The sequence below is a fragment of the Streptomonospora wellingtoniae genome (genome assembly GCF_031845375.1).
Taxonomy (GTDB): Bacteria; Actinomycetota; Actinomycetes; order Streptosporangiales; family Streptosporangiaceae; genus Streptomonospora; species Streptomonospora wellingtoniae.
In genome coordinates this window covers 108,065-130,997 of sequence record NZ_JAVREK010000009.1, presented here as the reverse complement: position 1 = coordinate 130,997, position 22,933 = coordinate 108,065, and the positions used below count along the sequence as shown (strand labels likewise).

Here is a 22,933-nt window from a genome sequence, read left to right as displayed (position 1 = left end):
TTGCCGCTCAGGCCCGCGCCGGTGCCGCGCGCGGTCGGCCGGGCCGAGCGTGGCCGAGCGGGGCCGGCGGCGGCTCAGCCGCCTTCGGCGCTACCGGAGGCACGGGCGCCGTCGATCACGGCTCGCATCTCGGCGAGTTCGGGGTGGTCGGCGCCCAACCGCCGCTCGCCGCGCCGCAGCGCGTCGGCGAAGCCCTCCTCGGCCGCCTCCGCCTCTCCGCGCTCCATCCGGCTCACGGCCAGGAACAGCCGCGCGAGCGTGACCGCTGGGTCCTCGGTCCCGTCCCGCACCCCCGACTCGGCGATGAGCCGCCGGAAGCCGGATTCGGCGGCGGCGCGCTCGCCCCGGCGCAGTCGGGCGTAGCACAGGTTGACGCGCGCGAAGAGCAGGCGCTGCCCGTCGGAGGCAGGGTCGGCCTTGCGGTGGGCGACCACGGCCGCCAGTTCGGCGGCCGCCGTGTCCCAGTCCTGCCTGCGAAGTGCGACAGCGGCCAGCTGGTGGCGCTCCTCGTCGGCGTCCGGCGCGTCGGGGCCCTGGGCGCGTGTGCGGGCGGCGAGCAGGTCGCGGAAGAGGCGGTCGGCCTCGTCGAGGCGGCCGAGGTCGATGAGGGCGTCGCCGCGGTGGTGCAGGGCCCGCAGGCGTACCGGGTGGTCGGCGCCGAGGGCGTCGGCGGCTCGCCGGGCGAGTCCGGCCAGTTCGGCCGCCGCGCCGGACGCGTCGCCCCGCTGGAGGCGCTGGCGGGCGCGTCCGACGTCGGCTCCGAGGGTGTCGGGGTGGTCGGGACCCAGGGCCGCCGAGCACACCTCGGCCAGAGCGCGGTGGGCGGCCCACTCCATCGCGGGGTCGCGGTCGCGCTGGTGCTCCAGCAGGCGGGCGACCGCGCGGGCGACGGTCGCGGCGCGGTCGCCGAGCCCTTCGCGGGTGGTCTCGCCGATCAGCGGGTGGATGCGCAGAGCGCGCTCGCCGCCGACGGAGGTGAGGGCCGCCAGGCCGTGGACGGCCAGTGCGTTGAGGGCGGCGGCCAGCGCCGTCTCGTCGAGTGGTTCGTCGGGCGGCTCGACGGCGGTGCCGCCGGCCCCGCCGCGCAGCAGGGACAGGGGCAGGCGGCGCAGCGGGACCTCCAGGCCGTCGGCGCCCAGGACGGACAGCAGCCGCAGCAGGCCCGGGGCGTGCGGTGCGCTGTCCAGTAGCTCCATGGAGGCCTCCCAGACTCCGGCGAGGGTGCTGCGGCGGGGCCGGCGGCCCTTGTGGGTACGGGGGCGCGAGAGCCGGTCCACGCGCAGCACCGAGGCCGAGAGGTGGTCCCGCAGCGCACCGAGGTCGGCGAAGAGCGCGGGATGGGAGGCCGCAGCGCCCCCGGCCAGGGTGAGGGCCAGGGGGATGCCGCCGAGGCGGTCGGCGAGGGTGCGGGCGCCCGTCGCGCCGACCGGGCCGGATCGGTCGGCGAGCACGGCGGCGGCGGCGTCCGGCGCGAGCTCGCCGACCTCGCGCATCAGGGCGGGCTCCCACAGGGCGGGGTCGCCGATGCGCGTGGTGACGACGACGAGGCCGCGCGGGCTTGTGCGCAGCCAGCCCAGGCCTTCGCCGGGCCGGTGGTCGGGGTCGAGCTCCTCGGGCCGGTCGGCGTTGTCCAGCACGAGCAGCCAGGGCCGCGGCGCGGCGTCGAGGTGCCGCCAGACCCAGCGGGCGGCGCGCCGCGGGGAGGAAGCGAGCCCCTGGGCCTCGGCGCGCGCCCCGCCCGCCTCGACGGCTGCCTCCAGCAGGGCCGGGGCGACGGCGCCCGCCCGGACCCAGAACACGTCGCGGCCGCGGTCGGCGGCGCGCCGGGCGAGGGCGGCGGCCACCGCGGACTTTCCGATGCCGCCCGGCCCGGTGAGCACGACGGGGCGCTCGGCACCGTCGGCGGGAGCGGCGTCCAGTTCGGCGAGCAGGTCGTCGCGCCCGCGCAGGGGCTCGGGCGGGCGGGGGGCGTCGAGGCTGACGTCGGCAAACGCTCCGGTGGGAGCGGGCGGGTGCAGGTGGACCCCGCCGTGGATGTCGCGGGCCTGCAGCAGCATGCCGTGCACCGTCGCGACCGCTGCCGCGTTGTCGCTCATGCTGCTCAACTCCTGACGTCGTCGCGCGGTGGCCTGCTGCCCGTCGCCCGCCGCAGGACCGTCGATCTTGTAGCTATCGTGAAGGAAAGCGATTGCCATTCACGATAGCTACAAGATCGACGGGGTTCGGTCCGGTGGCGCGCCGCGGCGCCCTACTCGCCGGAGCCGTCGAGGGTGTCCAGCCAGGCGCGCACGGACGCGTTGTGCTCACCCAGGCGGGGCGGGGGGCGGTGGTCGGGCGGGGTCTCGGCGGCGGGGTCGCCCGCGTCGGCGAAGCGCACCGCGGGGCCGGGCAGTTCGATGGGGCCCAGCACCGGGTGCTCGACCTCGGCCACCAGGCCCTGGGAGCGCACCTGGTCCCACTCGTAGACCTGGTCGAGGGTGCGCACGGCGCCGCAGGGGATCCCGATGGCGCCGATGCGCTCCAGCCAGGTGTCGCGGGGGGCGGCGGCGAGCACGGCCTCGACGGCCTCGTTGAGCTCCGGGCGGTTGGCGACGCGGGAGGCGTTGTCGGCGAAGCGGGGGTCGTCGGCGTCGATGCCCAGCAGCCCGGCGAACTTCGACCACTGCCCCTGGCTGGCGACCGCGACCTGCAGCATGCCGTCAGCGCAGGTGTAGGCGCCATAGGGCGCGATGGAGGGATGGTGGTTGCCGATGGCCCGGGGCACCTCCCCGCCCACGGTCCAGCGGGTGCCCTGGAAGGCGTGCACGCCCACGATGGAGGAAAGCAGTGAGGTGCGCACCACGCGGCCGCGTCCGGTGCGCTCGCGCTCGTACAGGGCGCTGAGCACGCCGTAGGCGCCGTTCATCCCGGCCAGCAGGTCGCCGATGGGCACGCCCACCTTGGTGGGCTCCTCGGGTCCGGGGCCGGTGAGGCTCATCAGCCCGGCCTCGCCTTGGGCGATCTGGTCGTAGCCCGCGCGCCCGCCTTCGGGACCGTCGTGGCCGAAGCCGCTGATGGAGCACAGCACCAGGCGCGGGTTGAGCTCGGCCAGACGCTCTGCGGAGAACCCCAGGCGGTCCAGCACGCCGGGGCGGAAGTTCTCCACGAGCACGTCGGCGGCGCGCACCAGGCGGGTGAGGACCGAGGCGCCGTCCGCGGACTTCAGGTCCAGCTCGACGGACTCCTTGTTGCGGTTGCAGGAGAGGAAGTAGGTGCTGATCCGCTCGTCCTCGGGCCCGGTGAAGGGAGGCCCCCAGCCTCGGGTGTCGTCGCCGGTCGCGGGCTGCTCGACCTTGATCACGCGCGCGCCGAGGTCGCCCAGCAGCATGGCGGCGTGCGGCCCGGCCAGGGCCCGCGACAGGTCGACCACCACGATCCCGCTCAACGGCCCCTGGGATGTGCTCTCTCGCTCCGCCACTGGACGGGCCCCCTTCGCCTGCTCCGCGCCGGTCGCGCCGCCGCGTGGTGTCCGGTGTTGTCCCGTCATTGTGCCGACGCGCTGTGCGGGTGATCACGGCGGCCCCCGGCGAGGCGCCCGGCGACCGGCGCGGCTCAGTCGCGCAGGCCCAGGCGGCGGTAGCGCGCGTGGCGGGACGCAAGGCGCCGGTCAGGGTCGGCGCGCAGCAGCGCGGCGAGCTCGTGGCGCAGCGCAGCGCCCATCCGGGCGCAGAACTCCGCGGGTTCGTCGGCGGCGTCGGGGCGCTCGGCCACGATGCGGTCGACGATGCCGTTCGCGCGCAGCCGTGCTGTGCTCACCCCCTGCCGTTCGGCGAGCTCGGGGGCGCGGTCGGTGGTGCGGTGCACGATCGCGCTCGCTCCCTCCGGCGGCAGCGGCGACAGCCAGGCGTGCTGCGCGCCGACGACGCGGTCGGCCGGAACCAGCGCCAGCGCGCCTCCGCCGGTGCCCTGGCCCATGAGCACGGCCAGGGTCGGTGCGCGCAGGGTGACCAGCTCCGCCAGGCAGCGGGAGATCTGGCCGGCCAGGCCCTGCTCCTCGGCCTCGCGGGACAGTGCCGCGCCGGGCGTGTCGATGACGGTGACCAGCGGCAGGTCCAGTTCCTCGGCGATGCGCATGCCGCGGCGCGCCTCGCGCAGCGCGGCCGGGCCGAGCGGGTGGTCGCTGGTCTGCCGGGAGCGGTCCTGGCCCAGCAGGACGCACGGGGCGCCGCCGAAGCGGGCCAGGGCGAGCAGCAGGCCGGGGTCCGCCTCGCCCTCGCCGGTGCCCTTGAGGGGGACGACGTCGCCTGCGGCGCGCCGCAGGAGTGCGCGCACGCCGGGGCGGTCGGGGCGCCGGGAGCGGGTGATCGACTCCCACGCGGGCACGTCGGCGGCCGGCTCCTCGGGAACGGCGGGCTCCTCGGGCAGCTCGCCGGCGCGGGCGAGCAGCACGTTGAGGGTGCGGTCGGCGGTTGCGGGCAGCTCCTCGACGCCGAGGACGGCGTCGACGAGGCCGCGGCGGTGGAGGTTCTCCGCCGACTGCACGCCTTCGGGAAAGGGCCGGTCGTAGAGCTGCTCGTAGACGCGGGGGCCGAGGAAGCCGATCAGCGCGCCCGGTTCGGCGACGGTGACGTGGCCCTGGGAGCCCCAGGAGGCCAGGACGCCGCCGGTGGTGGGGTGGCGCAGGTAGACCAGGAAGGGCAGGCCGGCGGCCTTGTGCGCCGCAACGGCCGCCGAGATCTTGACCATCGTCAAGAACGCGACGGTGCCCTCCTGCATGCGGGTGCCCCCGGAGGCGGGTGCGGCCAGCAGCGGGAGGCGCTCGGCGGTGGCGCGTTCGACCGCGGTGGTCAACCGCTCAGCGGCGGCGACCCCGATCGAGCCGGCGAGGAAGCCGAACTCGCAGGCCACGACTGCGACGCGGCGGCCGCGCAGCAGGCCCTCGCCGGTGACGACGGCCTCGTCGCAACCGCTGCGCTCGCGGGCCCGTGCCAATTCGGCGGCGTAGCCGGGGTCGGGCGCCACGTCCAGTGGCGGCCCGTCCCAGGAGCGGAACGAGCCGGAGTCCAGCGTCGCCTCCAGCAGCTCGTGCGCGCCGTATCCGCGGCCCATGGCACCTCCGTCGGCAGTCGCGGCCGGTCGCCGCACCGGCCGGGCGCGGCCGCGTGGTCGAACTCTAGCCGCGGTCCGTCCGGGGCGTCAGCCGCGGGCGGCGGCGCGGCGGCGCTCCGATTCTCCTATTGCCCGATAGGAAAAACAGAGTTAATATCCCACTAAGTCTATAGGGAAAGCATGGTTCCAGCCCGGAAGGCGACACCGCATGCAGACACTCGTCATCTTCGCCCTGATCGGACTGCTGGCCCAACTCGTGGACGGCAGCCTGGGGATGGCCTACGGCGTCACCTCCACCACCCTGCTGCTGGCCGCGGGCACCACCCCCGCGGCCGCCTCGGCCACCGTGCACCTGGCCGAGATCGGCACCACGCTGGCCTCGGGCGCCGCCCATTGGCGGCTGGGAAACGTCGACTGGCGGGTGGTCCGGCGCATCGCCCTGCCCGGGGCGATCGGCGCGTTCGCCGGGGCGACGTTCCTCAGCGGGCTGTCCACCGCGGTCGCGGCGCCGCTGATGTCGGTCGTGCTGCTGGTGCTGGGCGCCTATGTGCTGGTGCGCTTCACGCTCTGGCCGCTCTCGCGCGCCCGGCTGGGCAGGCCGGTCCGCCGGCGCTTCCTGGTGCCCCTGGGCCTGGCCGGCGGGTTCCTCGACGCCACCGGCGGTGGCGGCTGGGGCCCGGTGGGCACGCCGGCGCTGCTGGCCGGCGGACGGATCGAGCCCCGCAAAGTGATCGGCTCGATCGACACCAGCGAGTTCATCGTCGCCCTCGCCGCCAGCGCAGGGTTCTTCGCAGGGCTCGGCGGCGCGGGGATCAACCCCCTCTGGGCGGGCGGCCTGCTGATCGGAGGCGTGGTGGCGGCGCCCATCGCGGCATGGATCGTGCGGCTGGTGCCGCCGCGGGTCCTCGGCTCGGCGGTAGGCGGATTCATCGTGCTGACCAACGCCCGCAGCCTGCTGGAGGCGGTGTGGCCCGGGGCGGCGCCGATCGTCCCGGCTGCCGTCTACGCGGCGCTTGCCGCGGCCTGGGCGGCGGCCCTCACCTGGTCGGTGCGCGCGCACCTGGCCGAGCGCGCCTCCGCGGGCGCCGCCGGCGGGCCGAGCCGCATCCGGGCCGACGCGGCCGAGTAGCGGCCCGCGCCCGACCAGGGCCGGGGCCGCGCGGGGGCGCGGCCCCGGCCCGGTGCCGTTCTGGGCACCGGGCGCCCTCAGCCCAGCAGCTCCTGTGCCGTGTCCGCATCGGTGACCAGGGTCGAAATCAGTCCGCTGCGCAGCACCACGCCGATGGCCTCGGTCTTGCCCGGGCCGCCGGCCACCGCGATCACCTCGGGCACGCGTGCCAGCTGGGCGTCGGTGATGGCCAGGACCCGCTCGTCGAGCTCGCTGTGCACCCGGGTGCCCTCGGAGTCGAACAGCTGCGCGGAGATCTCGGCGCGCACGCCCCGTTCGCGCAGCTCCTCGCGCGGCCCGGGATCCAGGCAGGAGTAGACCGTCGAGCTCTGCTCGTCCCAGCCGCCGATGGAGACCACCGCCTTGGTCAGCCGGTCGAAGCGGGTCAGCGCACCGGCGATGCCCGGATCGGAGCGCAGCGCGCGGGCCGTGGTCGCGTCCGGCAGTATCAGCGGCGCGTAGATGGGGTAGGCGGAACCGCCGGAGAGCTGGGCCGCACGCCGCACCGACTCCACCGACCCCTCGCTGGCGTCCTCGCCGTAGGTGCGGTGCGAGACGACTCCGCCCAGCTGCACCGTCGTGCAGTGCGCGAGCCGGGTCAGCTCGGCGCCGACGGCGTTGACGGTGCGCCCCCAGGCGAACCCGAGCACGTCGTCGTCCTCGACGATCTCGGCCAGCAGGTCGGCGGCCACCGCGCCGAGCTGGCGGTGGGTCTCGGCCGCGTCCTCGGAGCCGTCGACCACGATGGCGCGTTCCAGTCCGAAGGCCGCGCGCAGCCGATCGGAGAGGTCGGGGTCGATCCGGGCGGGCACGCGGATGGAGATCCGCACGATTCCGCTCTCCCGCGCTGTATCCAGTGCGCGGGCGACCTTGAAGCGACTTACGCCGAACTCCTCGGCGATCTCCACCTTGGAGCGCCCGTCCAGATAGAACCGGCGCGCGACGGTGGAGACCAGCACCAGTTCGGCGGGCCCTTTGAACGGCGATTTTCGCTGCTGGGGGGCAGCGGGGCCGCCCTCTCCCCCGGTGCCCGCCACCCTGCTCACCTGATCACTACTCCGCTCATACGTTAAGCATACGTTGACACGGCTTTTCGAATGGGTTTTGAATGTGCTTCATCACATGAGCATCGTAACGCTCAGGTGAGCGAGTCGAACACCGGTGTGCGGAATCACGCACGCCCATCGTCCGTGGACAAGGAGCGGCAGTGCGCGCAGCGATCATCGAACGTCCGGGAAGTGTCACCGTGGGGGAACGGCCCGATCCGACCCCCGCGGCCGACGGCGTGGTGCTGCGCGTGGGAGCCTGCGGCATCTGCGGCACCGACCTGCACATCGCCGACGGCGAGTTCCCGCCCAGCCCCTACCCCCTGGTGCCCGGCCACGAGTTCGGCGGCGAGGTCGTGGCAGTGGGCCCGCAGGCGCCGGGCGGGCTGCGCGAGGGCGACCGGGTGGCGGTGGACCCCTCCCTGTTCTGCGGTTACTGCGAGTACTGCCGCGCCGGGCGCGGCAACCTGTGCGCCAACTGGGGTGCCATCGGCGACACCGTCGACGGCGCCTTCGCCGAGTACGTGGCCGCACCCGCCGTCAACTGCTATCCCCTGCCCGAGCACGTCGGCGACCGCGAGGCCGCGCTGATCGAGCCGCTGTCCTGCGCGGTGCACGGCGTGCGACGCATCGGCGTGCACACCGGAGAGCGCTTCCTGCTGCTCGGCGCGGGCACCATGGGCCTGCTGCTGCAGCAGCTCCTGCAGCAGGGCGGCGCGCGGGTCACCGTCGTCGACCGCAACACCGAGCGGCTGAAGCTGGCCACGGCGCTGGGCGCCGCCGCCACCGCCACCGCCACCGCCGATCTCGACGACGAGCGCTTCGACGCCGCGGCCGACGCGACCGGCGCCCCCGCGGCGATCGAGGACGCGTTCTGGGCGCTGCGCCGCGGCGGGCGCCTGCTGGTCTTCGGCGTGGCGCCGGACGACGCCCGCGTCTCCCTGTCGCCCTTCCGCATGTACAACGACGAGATCACCGTGGTCGGCTCAATGGCCGTGCTGCACAGCTACGGCGCCGCGCTGGACCTCCTGGCGGCGGGCCGGGTGCGCACGGACGAGCTGCTCACCCACGCCCTGCCGCTGGCCGAATTCCCCGGGGCCCTCGACCTGATGCGCTCGGGGGCCGGTGTGAAGGTGCAGGTCCTGCCCACCGCCTCAGCCTGACGAGACGGAGTTTCGACCGTGGATAAGGAGAACCCGTTGCCGAGCACGAAACGCCGCCCCGGGCGGCTCGCGGCGCTGGGCGCTGCAGGCGCCGCGGTGTCGCTGGTGTCGGGCTGCGCGGGCGCGGGTGCCGTCGCCGCGGGCGGCGACGGCACCACGCTGGTCGTGGCCATCGTGTCCAACCCCCAGATGGAGGACGCCATCTCGCTGCGCGCGGACTTCGCGCGCGAGCACCCCGACGTCAACCTGCGCTTCGTCACGCTGCCGGAGAACGAGGCCCGCGCCAAGATCACCACCTCGATCGCCGCCGGCGGCGGCGAGTTCGACGCGGTGATGATCAGCAACTACGAGACCCGCATGTGGGCCGAGAACGGGTGGCTGGCCAACCTGCAGCCGCACATCGACGCAACCGAGGGCTACGACGACGAGGACTTCCTGGAGCCGATCCGCGAGGACCTCTCCTACCAGGGCGACATGTACTCGGTCCCCTTCTACGGCGAGTCGTCGTTCCTTGCCTACCGCAAGGACCTGTTCGAGAAGGCCGGCGTCGAGATGCCGGAGAACCCCACCTGGACGGAGGTCGCCGACCTGGCGGCGAAACTCGACGGCGTCGAGGAGGGCGTCGCCGGGATCTGCCTGCGCGGCCTGCCCGGCTGGGGCGAGGTGCTCGCCCCCTTCAACAGCATGCTCAACACCTTCGGCGGGCGCTGGTACGACCGGAACTGGAACGCCGAGCTCACCTCGCCCGAGTTCCGCCGCACCGCGGAGTTCTACGTGGACACGGTGCGCGAGCACGGCCAGCCCGGCGCGGCCAACAGCGGGTTCGGCGACTGCCTGACCCACTACAGCCAGGGCAACGCCGCCATGTGGTACGACGCGACGGCCATGGTCAGCAGCGTGGAGGACCCCGAGTCCAGCAAGGTCGTCGGAAAGAGCGGGTACGCCCCCGCGCCCGTGCAGAAGACCGGCTACGGCGGCTGGCTCTACACCTGGTCGCTGGCCATTCCCGCGTCCTCCCAGCACAAGGACGCCGCCTGGGACTTCCTGTCGTGGATGACCGACAAGGAGTACATCCGAATGGTCGGCGAGGAGTACGGCTGGCAGCGCGTTCCGCCGGGCAGCCGCGTGTCGACCTTCGAGAACCCCGAGTACCAGGAAGCCGCGTCGGCCTACGCCGAACCGATGCGCGAGGGCATCGAGAACGCCGACCCGAAGAACCCGGGCACCCGGCCGGTCCCCTACACCGGCATCGGTTTCCTGGCCATTCCCGAGTTCCAGGACCTGGGCACGCGGGTGAGCCAGCAGCTCAGCGCGGCGATCGCCGGACAGATCAGCGTCGACGAGGCGCTGGAGCAGAGCCAGCAGTACGCGCAGTCGGTCGGCGACAGCTACAAGGAGGCACAGTGAGCATTCCACGACGCCGCCGCCGGCGGGCGGCGCGCACCGTCCGGGGGAGGCTGCCGCGATGAGCGCGACCGCCGCCGCACCCGCCCCTCAGCGGCCCGCGCCCGCCGCCCGGACCGCCAAGCGCACCGAGCGCGCCCGCGGCTGGTCGCTGCGTGCCCCGCTGCTGCCGGCGCTGATCTTCACGATCCTGGTCACCCAGCTGCCGTTCCTGTTCACCATCTACTACTCGCTGCAGTCGTGGAACCTGGTCCGCCCCGGATCGGGGAGCTTCACCGGCCTGGCCAACTACGCCGCAGTCCTGACCGACGCGCAGTTCCTCGGCGCAGCCCTGAACACCGTGGTCATCACCGCCTCATGCGTCCTGCTCTCGATGGCGGTCGGGATCGGCCTCGCGATGCTGCTGGACCGCAAGTTCGCGGGCCGCGGCGTGGTCCGGACCCTGCTGATCACACCGTTCCTGATCATCCCGGTGGCCACCGCGCTGCTGTGGAAGACCACCATGTTCGACCCGGTCTTCGGGCTGATCGGGTTCGTGCTCACGCCCTTCGGGCTCGGCGACGTCGACTGGGTGTCGCAGTTCCCGGTGGTGTCGGTGGTCACCGCGCTGGTGTGGCAGTGGAGCCCGTTCATGATGCTGCTGGTGCTGGCCGGGCTGCAGAGCCAGGGCGACGACGTCATCGAGGCCGGCCAGGTCGACGGCGCAAGCAAGTGGCAGATGTTCACCAACATCACGCTGCCGCACCTGCGGCGCTACATCGAGCTGGGCGTGCTGCTGGGGTCGATCTACGTGGTCAACACCTTCGACACGATCTACATGATGACCCAGGGCGGCCCCGGCACGGCGAGCGCGAACCTGCCGTTCTACATCTACCAGCGGACCTTCCTCGGGTTCGACATCGGCCAGTCGGCGGCGATGGGCGTCGTCGTGGTGATCGGCACCATCGCGGTGGCGATGCTCGCGCTGCGGCTGATCTTCCGCACGTTCATGTCCGATCAGGAGGCGAACTCGTGACCGCCACCGCCCCCGCACCCCGGCCCAGCGCGGCCGCCTCCCCGACCCCGCGCCCGGCGGCGGCGCGCGCCACGCGGCGCGGCGGCGTCGGCGGGGCCGCTCTGACGGCGCTGACGTGGGTCATCGCCCTGGTGTTCGTCGCCCCGGCCCTGTGGCTGGTGCTGACCTCCTTCAAGAGCGAGGCCATCGCCCAGACCGACCCCCCGACGCTGTTCTTCCAGCCGACGCTGGACCAGATCGTCGGCGTCATCGACTCCGACTTCCTGCCGTACCTGGCCAATTCGCTGATCGCGACCCTGGCCTCGACGGCGCTCGTCCTGCTGCTGGGCACGCCCGCCGCCTACGCGCTGTCCATCCGCCCAGTCCGGCGCACCAAGGACGTGCTGTTCTTCTTCATCTCCACCAAGATGCTGCCTGTGGTGGCCGTGATCGTGCCGATCTACGTCGCCGCGGCCGAGGTCGCCATGCTGGACAACATCTGGACGCTGGTGGTGCTCTACACCGCGATGAACCTGCCGATCGCGGTGTGGATGATGCGCTCGTTCTTCCTGGAGGTCCCCTCGGGGGTGGTCGAGGCCGCGCAGATGGAGGGTGCGAGCCTGCCGCGGGTGCTGTGGTCGGTGATGCTGCCGATCATGGCTCCCGGCGTCGCCGCGACGGCGCTGATCTGCATGATCTTCTCCTGGAACGAGTTCTTCTTCGCGGTGAACCTGACAGCCTCGCAGGCGGCCACCGTTCCGGTGTTCCTCGTCGGGTTCATCACCAGTGAAGGGCTCTACTGGGCGCAGCTGGCGGCCGCCGCCACCCTGGCGTCTCTGCCGATCGTGATCATCGGCTGGATCGCCCAGCGCCAGCTGGTGCGGGGCCTGTCCATGGGCGCGGTCAAATAAGGCGGGGCCGACACAGGGGACGGGGCGGCCGGGAGCCGCGGCCGGTTGCGGGGCCGCGGCGCACCGGCCGCCCCGCTGCGTCCCCGCGGGCGCGGGCCGGGCAGAATGGGGCCGGACGCGACACCGAGCCGCCGCCGGAAGGGAACGCCGCATGGGCCTGAGGATCGGACTTCTGGGCACCGGCTACTGGGCACGGGAGACCCAGGGCGCGGCGCTGGCCGCCCACCCCGGCGCCGAGTTCGCCGGTGTGTGGGGGCGCGACGCCGAGCGGACCCGGGCCCTGGCCGACCGCTACGGCGTGGCCGCCTACTCCGACTCCGACGCCCTCATCGCCGACGTCGACGCCGTGGCGATCGCGCTGCCGCCGGACGTGCAGGCCGAGGCGGCGCTGCGCGCCGCGCGGGCGGGGCGCCACCTGCTGCTGGACAAACCGGTGGCCTTCACCACCGAGGCATCCGGCGCCATCGCGGCCGAGACCGGGCGCCGCGGACTGGCGAGCGTCGTCTTCTTCACCATGCGCTTCTCCCCGGGCGTCGAGGCCTTCCTGCGCGAGACCGCCGCGGCCGGGAGCTGGGACGGCGCCCAGGGCGTCATGCTGGCGTCGGCGCTCAGCACGGACAGCCCCTTCGCCGCGTCGCCGTGGCGCCGGGAGCGCGGCGGGCTGTGGGACATCGGCCCGCACGCACTGTCGGTGCTGCTGCCGGTGATGGGACCGGTAGAGGAGGTCACCGCGGTGGCGGGACCGCGCACGACCACGCACCTGCTGCTGGGCCACCGCGGCGGGAGCGTCAGCTCGCTGGCGTTGACCCTGGAGGCCCCGCCCGAGGGGGCCCGCAAGGAGTTCCTCTACCACGGCGCAAGCGGCGTGGCCCGCCTTCCCGAGGCCGAACTGGGCCCGGTGCCCGCGTTCTCGGCGGCGATCGACAGGCTGCTGGCCGCGGCCGCGCAGGGAGCGGGCGCCCCCGCGGACCCGTGCGGCATCGGGTTCGGCCATGAGGTGGTCGCGGTTCTGGAGGCGGCGGCGCTCGCGCTGGAGCGGCGCGCGACGGTGCGCCTCGGCGCGTCCGAAGACTGAGGAGGGCGGCGCAACGCCTCGCCGGCTCCGGGCCCGGCCCTCAATGGGGCGGCCGCCGCGCCGAGCGGCGCAGCATGTCCACCATGGCCGGCACCGGTGCCGGCGGCCGTCGGCGGTGCACGATGGAGATCTCTCGGGCCAGCGCGGCGCCGCCGGGCGGAGCCGCCACCCAGCCCCCGCCCGGCGCGGCGTCCAGGATCATGCGCGGCACCAGGCCGATCCCCACGCCCGCGCGGATCAGCGCCAGCATGACCTCGTAGTCGCGGGTCTCGTAGGCGACCGGCAGGCGCACGCCCTCGTCCGCGGCGGCCGACTCCAGAGCGACGCGGTTGGAGATGCCGGGCGCGCCGCAGATCCACTCCTGATCGGTGAGGTCGGCCAGGCGCGGCGCGGCGCCCGCCGCCGGGTGGCCCTCGGGCAGCACCAGCAGCAGCGGGTCGACCAGGATGCGCTCGCGGTGCAGGCCCGTCGACGCAGGCGGTTGCACCCCCGGGTAGCGGTGCGTGATGAGCAGGTCGAGCTCGCCGGAGGTGACCAGCCCGTAGCCGTCGGGCGGCTCCACGTCCGAGAGCGACAGCCGCACCTGCGGGTGGGCCTGCCCGAACGCGGCCAGCGCGCCCGGCACGAGCAGCTTGCCCGCGCTGGCGAAGGCGCCCAGCGACAGCCGCACCTGCGCCTCGCCGGCGGCTGCGCGCACCGCCACCTCGGCGTCGCGCAGCTCACCGACGACCCGCTCTCCGTAGGCCAGCAGCACCCGGCCGGCGCGGGTCAGCCGCACTCCAGTGCGCGAGCGCTCCACCAGCGCGCACCCCACCTCCCGCTCCAGCTTGGTGAGCTGCTGGGACAGTGCGGGCGCCGTGAAGGACATGCGTTCGGCGGCCGCGGCGATCGAGCCCGCGTGGGCGACCTCGACCAGCACGCGCACCCGGTCGGCGTCCAGCACCGGACCACCCCCACCGGATCAAAGCTGTGCTTAATCATCTTAAGCAACCGCAACTTTAACTTAAGCTCGCAACAGGGCAGTCTGGAGGCATGACAGCCACGACCTCCCTGCCCAGCTCCGCCGACGTCGCCGCGGCGGCCGAGCGCATCGCCGCCCACGCCCGGCGCACGCCGGTGCTGAGCGCGCGCGTGGACGGGCGCCCGCTCTCCCTGAAACTGGAGCACCTGCAGATCACCGGCGCGTTCAAGCTCCGGGGGGCGCTGAACGCGATGCTGGCAGCGGGCGCGCCGCAGCGGGTGGTGACCGCCTCCGGCGGCAACCACGGACTCGGTGTGGCGGCCGCGGCGCGGATGCTGGGGACCGAGGCGCTGGTCTACGTGCCCGAGACCGTTCCCGAAGCCAAGGCGCGCCGCCTGGAGGCCTCCGGCGCGGAGCTCATCCGCACCGGCGCCCACTACGCCGAGGCGGCCGAGGCCGCACGCGCCCGCGCCGGCGCCGAAGGGCTGCGCTACCTGCATGCCTACGACGACCCCGACGTTGTGGCCGGCCAGGGCACCATCGGCCACGAGATCGCCCGCGAGGCCCCCGAGTGCGACAGCGTGGCGGTGGCCGTGGGGGGCGGCGGCCTGGTGGCCGGCGTGCGCCTGGGCGCGGCCGGGCTGCGCGTGACCGGTGTGGAGCCCGAAGGCTGCCGCAGCCTGCACGCCGCGCTGGCCGCGGGCGAGCCGGTGGACACTCCCGTCGACTCGGTCGCCTCCTCCGCGCTGGGCGCGGCGCGAGTGGGCGACGTGCCCTTCGCCGTGCTGCGCGCGCACCCCGTCGACACCGCCCTGGTCACCGACATCGAGATCACCGCGGCGCGCGACCGGCTGTGGGAGGAGTTCCGCATCGCCGCCGAGCCGGCCGCCGCCGTCCCCTTCGCCGCCTGGCTGGCCGGCCGGATCCCCGGCGAGCACACCTGCCTGGTGGTCTGCGGCGCCAACGCCTCCTGGACTCCCGAGGGATAGCCCTCCCCGCGTCCGCGCCGCCGCCGGGCCGTGCCGGGCGCCCGGCACGGCCCGGCACGGCGGATCGCCGCCCATGGCCCGCGCCCGGAACGCCTTCCGCGTCCGGGGCCGGCCGGCCCGCTCGGCGGTGCGGGAGGCGGGGTCCGCTCGGGCGTAGCGCGTCGGCCTCCGATAACCTGACCCGGTCGGGGACCGCCGGGCGGACGCGTGAGCGTGGGGACGCGCCGGATCGGGCGGTGCGGCCGCGCTCGCGCTCGGAGGGGGACACAGTGCTCTACGACACCGCGCGCATCGTCGGATCGCGGGTGGGCCGCGTGCTGTACCGGCCGACCGTCGAAGGCCTGGAGCACATCCCCGCCACCGGCCCCGTCGTCTTGGCCGCCAACCACCTCTCCTTCTGCGACAGCGTCGTCATCCCGCTGGCGGTGCCGCGCCGCGTCCGGTTCCTGGCCAAGGCCGAGTACTTCTCCGGCACCGGGTTGAAAGGACGGCTGTCGCGGGCGGCCTTCACCTCGCTGGGCGCGGTCCCGGTCGACCGCGGCAGCGGCGGCGGCGCGCTGGAGGCGCTGGAGATCGGGCTTCGCCGGCTCAAGGACGGCGAGGTGTTCTCGATCTACCCCGAAGGCACACGCTCTCCCGACGGGCGGCTCTACCGCGGCCGCACGGGCGTCGCCCACCTTGCGCTGACCTCGGGCGCACCCGTGGTACCCGTGGGGCTGTCCGGGACCGAGCGCATCCAGCCGATCGGCGCCCGGCTGCCGCGCATCGCGCCCGTCACCGTGCGCTTCGGCGCGCCGCTGGACTTCTCCGCGGGCTACGGCCACCTCCGGACCGGGCGGGCGCGCCGACTCGTCACGGACGAGATCATGGCCGCCGTGCAGCGGCTGACCGGCCAGGAGGAGGCCGGGACCTACAACGACCGCACCTCGGGCGAGTGACCGCTTCCGGGCTCCCGTCCGTGCGGTGCCCGCGCCGCGAGTGCGGACACCGCACGGACGGGTTCAACCGCGGGGCAGGCGCTCGGCCAGCCAGGCCTCGACGTCGTCGGCGGCGCGCGGCAGCGCAGCGGAGAGCACGCGGTTGCCTTCGGCGGTGACGAGGACGTCGTCCTCGATTCGCACGCCGATACCGCGCAGCTCCTCGGGCACGGTGAGGTCGTCGGGCTGGAAGTACAGCCCCGGCTCGACCGTGAGCACGGTGCCGGGCCGCAGCTCGCCGTAGAGGTGGACCTCGGTGCGCGACCGGGCGCAGTCGTGCACGTCCAGACCGAGCATGTGCCCGGTGCCGTGCAGGGTGTAGCGCCGCTGCAGGCCGAGCTCGACGACGCGGTCGGCCGGGCCGTCGAGCAGGCCCCACTCGACCAGCCCTTCGGCCAGTACGCGCTGGGCGACCTCGTGGTATCCGGTGAAGGAGCGCCCCGGCGCGACGGCCGCGATCGCCGCCTCCTGGGCGGCGTAGACCAGCTCGTACACGCGCCGCTGCACACGGTCGAACCGGCCCGAGACCGGCAGGGTGCGGGTGACGTCGGCGGTGTAGAGGGTCGTGGTCTCGACGCCGGCGTCGAGCAGCAGCAGTTCCCCCTCGCGCACTGGGCCGTCGTTGCGCATCCAGTGCAGCGTGGTGGCGTTGGGGCCGGAGGCGGCGATGGTGCCGTAGCCGACGTCGTTGCCCTCGACGCGGGCGCGCAGGAAGAACGTCCCCTCGATGTAGCGCTCCGAGGTGGCCCGGGCTCCGGGCAGCGCGGCGGCGACGTCGCCGAAGCCCCGCACCGTGGCGTCGACGGCGCGCTGCAGCTGGGCGACTTCCCATTCGTCCTTGACCAGCCGCTGGTCGTGCAGGGCGACGGCCAGTTCCTCGTCGCGTTCGGCGGCGGCCGCGCCGTCCTCGGCCGTGTCGGCGCGCACGCCCGCGACCACGTCGTCCAGGGAGGCGTCGTGGCCGCGCAGGATGCGCACCGGAACCGCCGGCGCGTCGCGGAGCGCGTCGGGCAGGCGGCCCACGTCGTCGGTGTCGGCGCCCAGGCGCTGGGCGGACTCGGCGAGGCTGTGGCGGCGCCCGCTCCACAGTTCGCCGTGTCCGTCGAGCCAGAACTCGCCGTTCTCGCGATTGGAGCGGGGACGCAGGTAGACGGTGGCGTCGTGGCCGCCGCCCGGACGGGGCTCCAGCACCACGCACCCGTCGTCGGAGAGGTCGCCGCTGAGGTAGACGTAGTCGCAGGAGGGCCGGAACGGGTACTCGGTGTCGTTGGAGCGGGTCGTGAGGTTGCCCGCGGGGACGACCAGCCGCTCGCCCGGGAAGCTTGCGCTGAGGGCGGCGCGGCGCTTGGCCGTGTAGGCGGCCTGCTCGATCGGCTCGGGATCGCGGATCTCGGTGTCGGCCCACCCGGTGCGCATCCACGCGGCGAGTTCCTCCGACACCCCCTGGGACTGGCCGTTCTTGCGCGGGGTGAACACCGGTGCCTGGGCGGCGCCGTCCCCCTCCGCCTCGGGCTCGCTGCTGTGGTGTTCACTCACGGTTGTGCCTCCCGGTCACGGCTCGACGCTGGTGGGGCCGCTTGTGGCGGCCCCTCTCCATCCTACGGCCGGGCGGAGGCGCACACCGGCGCCGATCCGCCGCCTGCGGACCGCGGCCGCGCCCCCGGGCACAGCAACGCCCGCATCGCGGGGACCCGGCCGGGGCGGGGGTCAGCGCGGCGGCGCGTTCGGCCCGTATCGGGTGTCCCGGTCCTCGGGGTCGGAGGGGTCGGCGGAGTTGCCGACGATCACCGCGATGGGCGGCAGCACCATGGCCACGGCGCACATCGCCAGCGCCCACCCGGTGCCCAGCAGATGGTAGACGGGCAGCGACCCGCCGAAGAGCACCAGGCAGGCGGTCATCAGTCCGACATAGCGGCGCTTGCGCCGTCGCATGCTTCCAGCCTAGCTCCGATCCCGGCGCTCCGGTCAGCGGAGGCGCCGATCCGGCTGCGGGCGGCCCGGCGGGCGTGTCGGCCCGCCCGCGGCCCCGGACGCCGCCGCCGTCCCCCGCGCCGGCCCGGTGCGGCCGGCTGCCGGTCGGGCCGCACGCCCCCGCTCATGGGCGCTTTCCGCGTCCGGCCAGGTGGCGGGGTCCGTCAGGGCCGCCAACCCGCCGCGCACGTCGTATCCCGCGGCCGCCAGCCGCTCGCGGGCGCGGACGGCCCGCTCCACGGTGGCGCGGTCGAACAGGCGCAGGTAGAGCGGGGTGGGCATGCGGTCGAGACCGGCGCGCGCCGCCCGCAGTGCGGCGGTGGTCGCAGCGCCGACTCCGGGCGGCTCGGGCAGGACGCGGTACGCGCGGCGGGCCCAGTCGGGCAGGGCGTAGTAGGACAGCGCGCCCACCGGCAGCCACAGCGGTTTCAGCCACGCCAGTCCGCTGAGCCGCTCGGGCACCGCGGGCCACAGCAGGAAGCGCACGGCCGCGGCGGCTTCGGGCGTGGCCGACAGCAGCGGGCGCGTCCGCGCCAAATAGGCGCGCATCTGCGCGACCGAGGCGGGCACCTCGGCGGGGTCCAGTCCGACCAGGGCCGCGGTCCGGGTCTGCTCGGCGAAGTAGGAGTCGGCCTCGCGCCCGCTCAGCCGCACCCCCGCGCGTGTGACGACCTCCAGGTAGGAGACCACTTCGGCGCAGTGCACCCACAGCAGCAGTTCCGGCTCGTCGACGCGGTGCGCCCGCCCCGTTGCGGGGTCGGTGAAGCCCAGTCGGGCGTGCACGGCGCGCACCCGCCGGCCCAGGTCGGCGGCCTCCTGGGGGGTGCCGTAAGTGGTGGTGGCGACGAAGTCGGCGGTGCGGGTCAGCCGTCCTGTGGGGTCGTCCATGAAGTCCGAGCACTGCCAGACCCCCTGCATCGCCAGCGGATGCAGCGCCTGCAGCATGAGGGCGCGCACGCCCGCGACCCACATGGCGCGGTCGATCTGCACGCGCCACGTGGCGCTTCGGGGTGAGGCGACGGTCGGCTGCATCGGCCCGCTCCCTGTCCGCCCGGAACCGTGTCGGTCGGCCGACCGGCCGGAGTCCGGACGTTCACCGCGACGACGCCACCGAGTCTAGCCACCGCACGGGTCCCGCACAGCGGGCGGAGTAGCCTTACCCGGGCCGGGTTCCACCCACCAGCTGGAGGCAGACATGGCGGACATTCTCGCCCCCGACACCGAGGCGCTGACCCTGCGCCGCGGCGACCTGGAGTTCGACGCGCTGGCGGCCGGACCGGCCGACGGACCGCTCGTGCTGTTCCTGCACGGCTTCCCCGAGTTCGCCACGTGCTGGCGCCGGCACCTGGCGGCGGCCGCCGAGGCGGGCTATCGCGCGGTCGCGGTCGACCAGCGCGGCTACTCGCCGGGGGCCCGTCCGCTCAACGCCGAGGACTACGCGGTGCCGGAGCTGGTGGGCGACGTCACGGCCTTCGCCGACGCCCTCGGGGCCGAGCGCTTCCACCTGGTCGGCCACGACTGGGGCGGAGTGGTCGCCTGGCCCGCGGCGGCCCGGCACGCCGAGCGGGTGGCGAGCCTGACGGCGCTTTCCACACCGCACCCCGCCGCGCTGTCGGAGGCGGTGGCCGCATCGCCCGAGCAGCGCGAGGCGCTGTCCTACATCCGCCTTTTCCAGACCCCCGGCGCCGCGGAGGAGTCGCTGCTCGACAACGACGCCGCGGGCCTGGTCGGCGTCTACGAGGGCCGGGTGCCCGAGGACCTGGTCGCCGACAACGTCCGCCGCCTCGCGCAGGCCGGCGCGCTCACGGCGGCGCTGAACTGGTACCGCGCACTGGGGCTGGACGGCGGCTCCACCGACGCCCCCGCGATCAGCGTGCCCACGCTGTACGTGTGGGGCACCCGCGACGTGGCGTTCACCGCCCGGGCCGCGCGCGGCACCGGCGAGTGGGTCGCCGCGCCCTACCGCTACATCGAGCTGGAGGGGTTCTCGCACTGGCTCCCCGAGGAGGCGGCCGAGCGGACGATCCCGCCGCTGCTGGAGCACCTGGCCGCGGCCGAGGAGGACTGAGCGGACCCGCACCCCCGCCCTCCCCGTTGATCTTGTAGCTATCGTGAATTAAAACGATTTCCTTATACGATAGCTACAAGATCAACGGCGCTAGAGGCCGGCCGCGATGCCGGCGACCACGCGGGCGGCCGGCAGTTCGGACGCTGAGCGGAAGCCCGTTCCCGCCCACAGGTGCAGCGTTTCGGCGTCCGCGGTGCGGGCGGCGGCCGCGCGGATGGGCGCGGTCATGTGGTGCACCTGCGGGTAGGCGCCTGGAGCCACTCCGCCGTGCTCGGCCGCGAACCGGTTCGCCAGGGCGCGCGCCCGGCGCCCGCTGAAGGCGCGGGTGACCACGGTGCGGGTGAAGCGCTCCCGCGCCAGGGCGTCCTTATGCACCCTCGAAGCGCCGCTCTCCAGCGTGCGCAGCAGTGCGGTGCCCAGCTGAGCGGCGACCGCGCCGCCCGCGAGGGTGCGCGCCGCCGACGCCGCGTCGGCGATCCCGCCCGCGGCGACGACGGGCACGCGCACCCGGCCGCGCACCTCGGCCAGCAGCTGCGCGAGCGGGGTGCTGCGCTCGTGGGTGTCCTCGAACGAGGCCTGGTGGCCGCCCGCCTCGGCGCCTTGGACACACAGCGCGGCGGCCCCCGCTTCGGCGGCGGCGTCGGCTTCCTCTGCCGTGGTGACGGTGACCAGCACCTCGGTGCCCGCGCGCCGCAGGGCCGCGACCTCGTCCGGAGCGGGGCAGCCGAAGGTGAAGCTCACCATCGGCACGGGGTCGGCGCGCAGCGCAGCGAGCTTGTCCCGGTACCGGTCGTCGCCCCACAGCGCGGGCCCGGTCTCCACACCCAGGCGAGCGGCTTCGGCCGCCAGCCGCTCCCGGTAGGCGGACAGGGCCCGGGGGTCGGCGGCGTCGCGGTCGGGGACGAACACGTTCACCCCGAACGGGCGCGCGGTGAGCGCGCGCAGCCGGCCGATCCGCTCGGTCATCGCCTCCGCCGAAAGGTATCCGGCGGCGAGGAATCCCAGGCCGCCGACGGCGTTGACGGCGGCGGCGAGTTCGGGCGTGCTCACTCCCCCGGCCATCGGTGCCGCGACCACGGGAACGTCGAGCTCCTGAAGTATCCCCAACCCACATCCTTCTGACATGCCGGACAAACCGGCCATCAGCTTCGCACGGCGCCCCGCGCCGACGTGCACCCGGTCCTTGCGCGCGGGTGCGGCCGGCGCGGAGCGGACGTCACATCGCCAGGATGCGGGCCGGTCTGATTAGTACGGCGCTGCGGCGCTGCTCGGCCATCGCGCGGTCATAGGCGCCCCAGTCGTCGTGGGCGCCTCCGGCCGCGGTGAAAACCTCGCGCAGGAGCAGGCGCAGCCCTTCGCCGTCGACGCCGGGATAGGGGTCGTCGTAGCCGACGAGGTCCACCGCGCCCTCGGCGGAGGCCCAGTGGTAGCCCGACTGGAAGACGATCGTGGCTTGCGGGCGGCGGCGCAGGAAGCGGAGCTTGGCGCTGCGGCCGGCGGTGGTGAAGGCGACCACCCGTTCGCCGGAGACCGGATGACCGGCGATTCCGGCGGTGACGACGGTGGACTGGATCGAGCCGTCGGCGCGTGCGGTCGAGACGACGGCCAGGTGCCCGCCCTGGCCGATGACGCCGGCGACGTCTTCGATCGTGGCCATGGGCCTCCTTCCGTGCACCACCGCGGAGCGGCCGGGCGCGCGGTCGCCCGCTGTGGTCAGTCCTTCCCTCCAGGGCGGCGCCGACACCGGCCGGTCGCGCCCCGGAACTATGGCGCGACTCACGCGCGGAAACACCGGAAACCTTAGTTAACGGTGATTACTATCGAATCCGAAAGGCGTCACGCCCATCGAGCAGCGGAGGTGGCCCGCAGTGGTCGACAACGAACTCCTGATGACCGGACTCGTGGTCATCCTGGCCGGGATCGGGCTGATCCTGCTCGGCGGAGCGGCCTACATCGCCCATGAGGCGCGCGAGCGCCGCCTGGACGAGCGCGCGGGCATCCGCACCGGCGAGGGCGCGCCCGCAGACGCCGCGGCGGGCGCCTGCGAGCAGGCGGACGGCGGCGGGAAGTCCCGGCACCGACCGCAGGCGCACCAGCCCGCCTGAACCCGCGGCGCCGATTGGCGCCGCGGACCCGCGGCGCAGTGCGCGGCGCACCGCCGGGCCTCACCGCTCGGCGGCGACCGCGCGCGCCAGCACCTCGGGCAGCACGTTGCCTCCCGAGAGCACCGCGACGGTGCGCCCGGGAGGCGTACGGCCCGCCAGGTAGGCGGCCGTGGCCACAGCGCCGCTGGGCTCGGCCACCAGGCGCGCGCTGCGCGCCAGCGCGCCGACGGCGGCCAGGATCTCCTCCTCGCCCACCGTGACGATCCCGTCCAGCCGTGCGCGCAGGTGCGCGAACGTCAGCTCGGAGGGCCCGACCCGCACGCCGTCGGCGACGGTGCGCCCGGTACGCTCCGGCGGCCACGGTATGAGCCGCCCGCGTTCCAGGCTCTCCTTGGCGTCGGCGGCGAGTTCGGGTTCGACGCCCACCACCGCCGCCCCGGGGCACCGGGCCTTGACGGCGGTGGCCACGCCCGCGGCCAGCCCGCCGCCGCCCACCGGAACCAGGACCGTCTCGACGCCGGGCAGGTCGGCGGCGATCTCGCTGCCGACCGTGCCCTGGCCCGCGATCACGTCGGGGTGGTCGAACGGGGGCACGAGTGCCAGTCCCTGCTCATCGGCGAGTCCGCGGGCCGTCGCGGCGCGCCGGGCCGGCTCCACCTCCACGATCTCGGCGCCGTAGCGCTGCATCGCCTCGACCTTGACCCGCGGTGCATCTTCGGGCACGACCACGACGCAGCGGAGCCCGTGCGCGCGGGCCGCATAGGCCAGGGCCTGGCCGTGGTTGCCCGAGGAGTGGGTGATCACGCCCGACCGCCGGCGCTCGGGCGGAAGCCGGGCGAGCGCGTTGGCGGCGCCGCGCAGCTTGAAGGCGCCGACCGGCTGCAGGTTCTCGGGCTTCACCAGCAGTTCCCCGGGCGCCCAGTCGCAGGGCACCAGCGGCGTGCGCACGACGATCCCGGCCAGGCGCTCCGCGGCCGCGGCCACATCGGCGGAGGTGATCAGATCCATGCGGG

21 protein-coding genes are annotated in these 22,933 nt (G+C 74.7%); 10 read left to right on the top strand and 11 right to left on the bottom strand.

The features are described from left to right. Positions 1 to 74: 74 nt before the first annotated feature. The 3 genes from RM446_RS10775 to RM446_RS10765 all read right to left on the bottom strand — a co-directional run bounded on the left by RM446_RS10775 (position 75) and on the right by RM446_RS10765 (position 5,088). Positions 75 to 2,096, bottom strand: coding sequence for a tetratricopeptide repeat protein (locus tag RM446_RS10775; RefSeq protein WP_311545073.1), 2,022 nt, complete (start codon positions 2,094 to 2,096; stop codon positions 75 to 77). 152 nt (positions 2,097 to 2,248) lie between these two features. Then, the gene (locus RM446_RS10770) at positions 2,249 to 3,457 is read right to left on the bottom strand and encodes a CaiB/BaiF CoA transferase family protein (protein WP_311545072.1); all 1,209 of its coding nucleotides are present in this window, start codon (positions 3,455 to 3,457) and stop codon (positions 2,249 to 2,251) included. 134 nt (positions 3,458 to 3,591) lie between these two features. Continuing rightward, the gene (locus tag RM446_RS10765) at positions 3,592 to 5,088 is read right to left on the bottom strand and encodes a carboxyl transferase domain-containing protein (protein ID WP_311545071.1); all 1,497 of its coding nucleotides are present in this window, start codon (positions 5,086 to 5,088) and stop codon (positions 3,592 to 3,594) included. Positions 5,089 to 5,296: 208 nt separating this feature from the next. Here RM446_RS10765 and RM446_RS10760 point away from each other — a divergent pair, with 208 nt between their 5' ends. Further along, a complete protein-coding gene (locus RM446_RS10760) occupies positions 5,297 to 6,217 on the top strand; it encodes a sulfite exporter TauE/SafE family protein (RefSeq protein ID WP_311545070.1) in 921 nt (306 codons plus the stop codon). 77 nt (positions 6,218 to 6,294) lie between these two features. Here RM446_RS10760 and RM446_RS10755 read toward each other — a convergent pair whose 3' ends face one another. Beyond that, a complete protein-coding gene (locus RM446_RS10755; RefSeq protein ID WP_311545141.1) occupies positions 6,295 to 7,218 on the bottom strand; it encodes a sugar-binding transcriptional regulator in 924 nt (307 codons plus the stop codon). Between the two features lie 245 nt (positions 7,219 to 7,463). Between RM446_RS10755 and RM446_RS10750 the strand changes: the two genes are divergently transcribed. From RM446_RS10750 to RM446_RS10730, 5 genes are all read left to right on the top strand, one after another. Beyond that, complete coding sequence (locus RM446_RS10750; RefSeq protein ID WP_311545069.1) at positions 7,464 to 8,465, top strand: zinc-dependent alcohol dehydrogenase family protein; 1,002 nt, start codon at positions 7,464 to 7,466, stop codon at positions 8,463 to 8,465. Positions 8,466 to 8,501: 36 nt separating this feature from the next. After that, positions 8,502 to 9,872: an ABC transporter substrate-binding protein gene (locus RM446_RS10745; RefSeq protein ID WP_398694913.1), complete on the top strand. Its 1,371-nt coding sequence runs from the start codon at positions 8,502 to 8,504 to the stop codon at positions 9,870 to 9,872. 58 nt (positions 9,873 to 9,930) lie between these two features. After that, complete coding sequence (locus tag RM446_RS10740) at positions 9,931 to 10,884, top strand: carbohydrate ABC transporter permease (protein ID WP_311545068.1); 954 nt, start codon at positions 9,931 to 9,933, stop codon at positions 10,882 to 10,884. Continuing rightward, positions 10,881 to 11,774 carry a carbohydrate ABC transporter permease gene (locus tag RM446_RS10735; RefSeq protein WP_311545067.1) on the top strand — a complete coding sequence of 298 codons (894 nt, stop codon included), beginning with the start codon at positions 10,881 to 10,883 and terminating at the stop codon, positions 11,772 to 11,774. The genes RM446_RS10740 and RM446_RS10735 overlap by 4 nt, the downstream gene beginning before the upstream one ends. 151 nt (positions 11,775 to 11,925) lie before the next feature. Then, positions 11,926 to 12,849, top strand: a complete 924-nt coding sequence (locus RM446_RS10730; protein WP_311545066.1) for a Gfo/Idh/MocA family protein — start codon at positions 11,926 to 11,928, stop codon at positions 12,847 to 12,849. 40 nt (positions 12,850 to 12,889) lie between these two features. Here RM446_RS10730 and RM446_RS10725 read toward each other — a convergent pair whose 3' ends face one another. Next, a complete protein-coding gene (locus RM446_RS10725; protein ID WP_311545065.1) occupies positions 12,890 to 13,792 on the bottom strand; it encodes a LysR substrate-binding domain-containing protein in 903 nt (300 codons plus the stop codon). Between the two features lie 89 nt (positions 13,793 to 13,881). Here RM446_RS10725 and RM446_RS10720 point away from each other — a divergent pair, with 89 nt between their 5' ends. Together RM446_RS10720 and RM446_RS10715 are read left to right on the top strand one after the other, a co-directional pair. Beyond that, positions 13,882 to 14,799, top strand: a complete 918-nt coding sequence (locus tag RM446_RS10720; RefSeq protein WP_311545064.1) for a serine/threonine dehydratase — start codon at positions 13,882 to 13,884, stop codon at positions 14,797 to 14,799. Positions 14,800 to 15,068: 269 nt separating this feature from the next. Then, positions 15,069 to 15,737 carry a lysophospholipid acyltransferase family protein gene (locus tag RM446_RS10715; protein ID WP_311545063.1) on the top strand — a complete coding sequence of 223 codons (669 nt, stop codon included), beginning with the start codon at positions 15,069 to 15,071 and terminating at the stop codon, positions 15,735 to 15,737. 63 nt (positions 15,738 to 15,800) lie between these two features. Here the strand turns inward: RM446_RS10715 and RM446_RS10710 are convergent, their stop codons facing one another. From RM446_RS10710 to RM446_RS10700, 3 genes are all read right to left on the bottom strand, one after another. Next, entirely contained in the window at positions 15,801 to 17,312 is a 1,512-nt protein-coding gene (locus RM446_RS10710; RefSeq protein WP_311545062.1) for an aminopeptidase P family protein, read from the bottom strand. A gap of 171 nt (positions 17,313 to 17,483) precedes the next feature. Continuing rightward, on the bottom strand, positions 17,484 to 17,708 hold the full coding sequence (locus RM446_RS10705; protein WP_311545061.1) for a DUF3099 domain-containing protein: 225 nt from the start codon (positions 17,706 to 17,708) through the stop codon (positions 17,484 to 17,486). A gap of 33 nt (positions 17,709 to 17,741) precedes the next feature. Next, entirely contained in the window at positions 17,742 to 18,779 is a 1,038-nt protein-coding gene (locus RM446_RS10700) for an oxygenase MpaB family protein (protein ID WP_311545060.1), read from the bottom strand. A gap of 163 nt (positions 18,780 to 18,942) precedes the next feature. Between RM446_RS10700 and RM446_RS10695 the strand changes: the two genes are divergently transcribed. Then, the gene (locus RM446_RS10695; protein ID WP_311545059.1) at positions 18,943 to 19,815 is read left to right on the top strand and encodes an alpha/beta fold hydrolase; all 873 of its coding nucleotides are present in this window, start codon (positions 18,943 to 18,945) and stop codon (positions 19,813 to 19,815) included. Between the two features lie 90 nt (positions 19,816 to 19,905). Here the strand turns inward: RM446_RS10695 and RM446_RS10690 are convergent, their stop codons facing one another. Further along, a complete protein-coding gene (locus tag RM446_RS10690; protein ID WP_398694909.1) occupies positions 19,906 to 20,940 on the bottom strand; it encodes a nitronate monooxygenase in 1,035 nt (344 codons plus the stop codon). 91 nt (positions 20,941 to 21,031) lie between these two features. Then, complete coding sequence (locus tag RM446_RS10685) at positions 21,032 to 21,472, bottom strand: pyridoxamine 5'-phosphate oxidase family protein (protein ID WP_311545057.1); 441 nt, start codon at positions 21,470 to 21,472, stop codon at positions 21,032 to 21,034. Between the two features lie 211 nt (positions 21,473 to 21,683). Between RM446_RS10685 and RM446_RS10680 the strand changes: the two genes are divergently transcribed. After that, positions 21,684 to 21,920 carry a hypothetical protein gene (locus RM446_RS10680; protein ID WP_311545056.1) on the top strand — a complete coding sequence of 79 codons (237 nt, stop codon included), beginning with the start codon at positions 21,684 to 21,686 and terminating at the stop codon, positions 21,918 to 21,920. 60 nt (positions 21,921 to 21,980) lie between these two features. Here the strand turns inward: RM446_RS10680 and RM446_RS10675 are convergent, their stop codons facing one another. Further along, positions 21,981 to 22,928, bottom strand: a complete 948-nt coding sequence (locus RM446_RS10675) for a threonine ammonia-lyase (RefSeq protein ID WP_311545055.1) — start codon at positions 22,926 to 22,928, stop codon at positions 21,981 to 21,983. Positions 22,929 to 22,933: the final 5 nt, after the last annotated feature.

Bases quoted from the DNA above. Each gene is read 5' to 3' on its own strand.
- RM446_RS10760 (WP_311545070.1), top strand. From the start codon at position 5,297: ATGCAGACACTCGTCATCTTCGCCCTGATCGGACTGCTGGCCCAACTC.
- RM446_RS10690 (WP_398694909.1), bottom strand. From the start codon at position 20,940: ATGTCAGAAGGATGTGGGTTGGGGATACTTCAGGAGCTCGACGTTCCC.
- RM446_RS10695 (WP_311545059.1), top strand. From the start codon at position 18,943: ATGGCGGACATTCTCGCCCCCGACACCGAGGCGCTGACCCTGCGCCGC.
- RM446_RS10765 (WP_311545071.1), bottom strand. From the start codon at position 5,088: ATGGGCCGCGGATACGGCGCGCACGAGCTGCTGGAGGCGACGCTGGAC.
- RM446_RS10675 (WP_311545055.1), bottom strand. From the start codon at position 22,928: ATGGATCTGATCACCTCCGCCGATGTGGCCGCGGCCGCGGAGCGCCTG.
- RM446_RS10705 (WP_311545061.1), bottom strand. From the start codon at position 17,708: ATGCGACGGCGCAAGCGCCGCTATGTCGGACTGATGACCGCCTGCCTG.
- RM446_RS10775 (WP_311545073.1), bottom strand. From the start codon at position 2,096: ATGAGCGACAACGCGGCAGCGGTCGCGACGGTGCACGGCATGCTGCTG.
- RM446_RS10700 (WP_311545060.1), bottom strand. From the start codon at position 18,779: ATGCAGCCGACCGTCGCCTCACCCCGAAGCGCCACGTGGCGCGTGCAG.
- RM446_RS10730 (WP_311545066.1), top strand. From the start codon at position 11,926: ATGGGCCTGAGGATCGGACTTCTGGGCACCGGCTACTGGGCACGGGAG.
- RM446_RS10740 (WP_311545068.1), top strand. From the start codon at position 9,931: ATGAGCGCGACCGCCGCCGCACCCGCCCCTCAGCGGCCCGCGCCCGCC.
- RM446_RS10685 (WP_311545057.1), bottom strand. From the start codon at position 21,472: ATGGCCACGATCGAAGACGTCGCCGGCGTCATCGGCCAGGGCGGGCAC.
- RM446_RS10720 (WP_311545064.1), top strand. From the start codon at position 13,882: ATGACAGCCACGACCTCCCTGCCCAGCTCCGCCGACGTCGCCGCGGCG.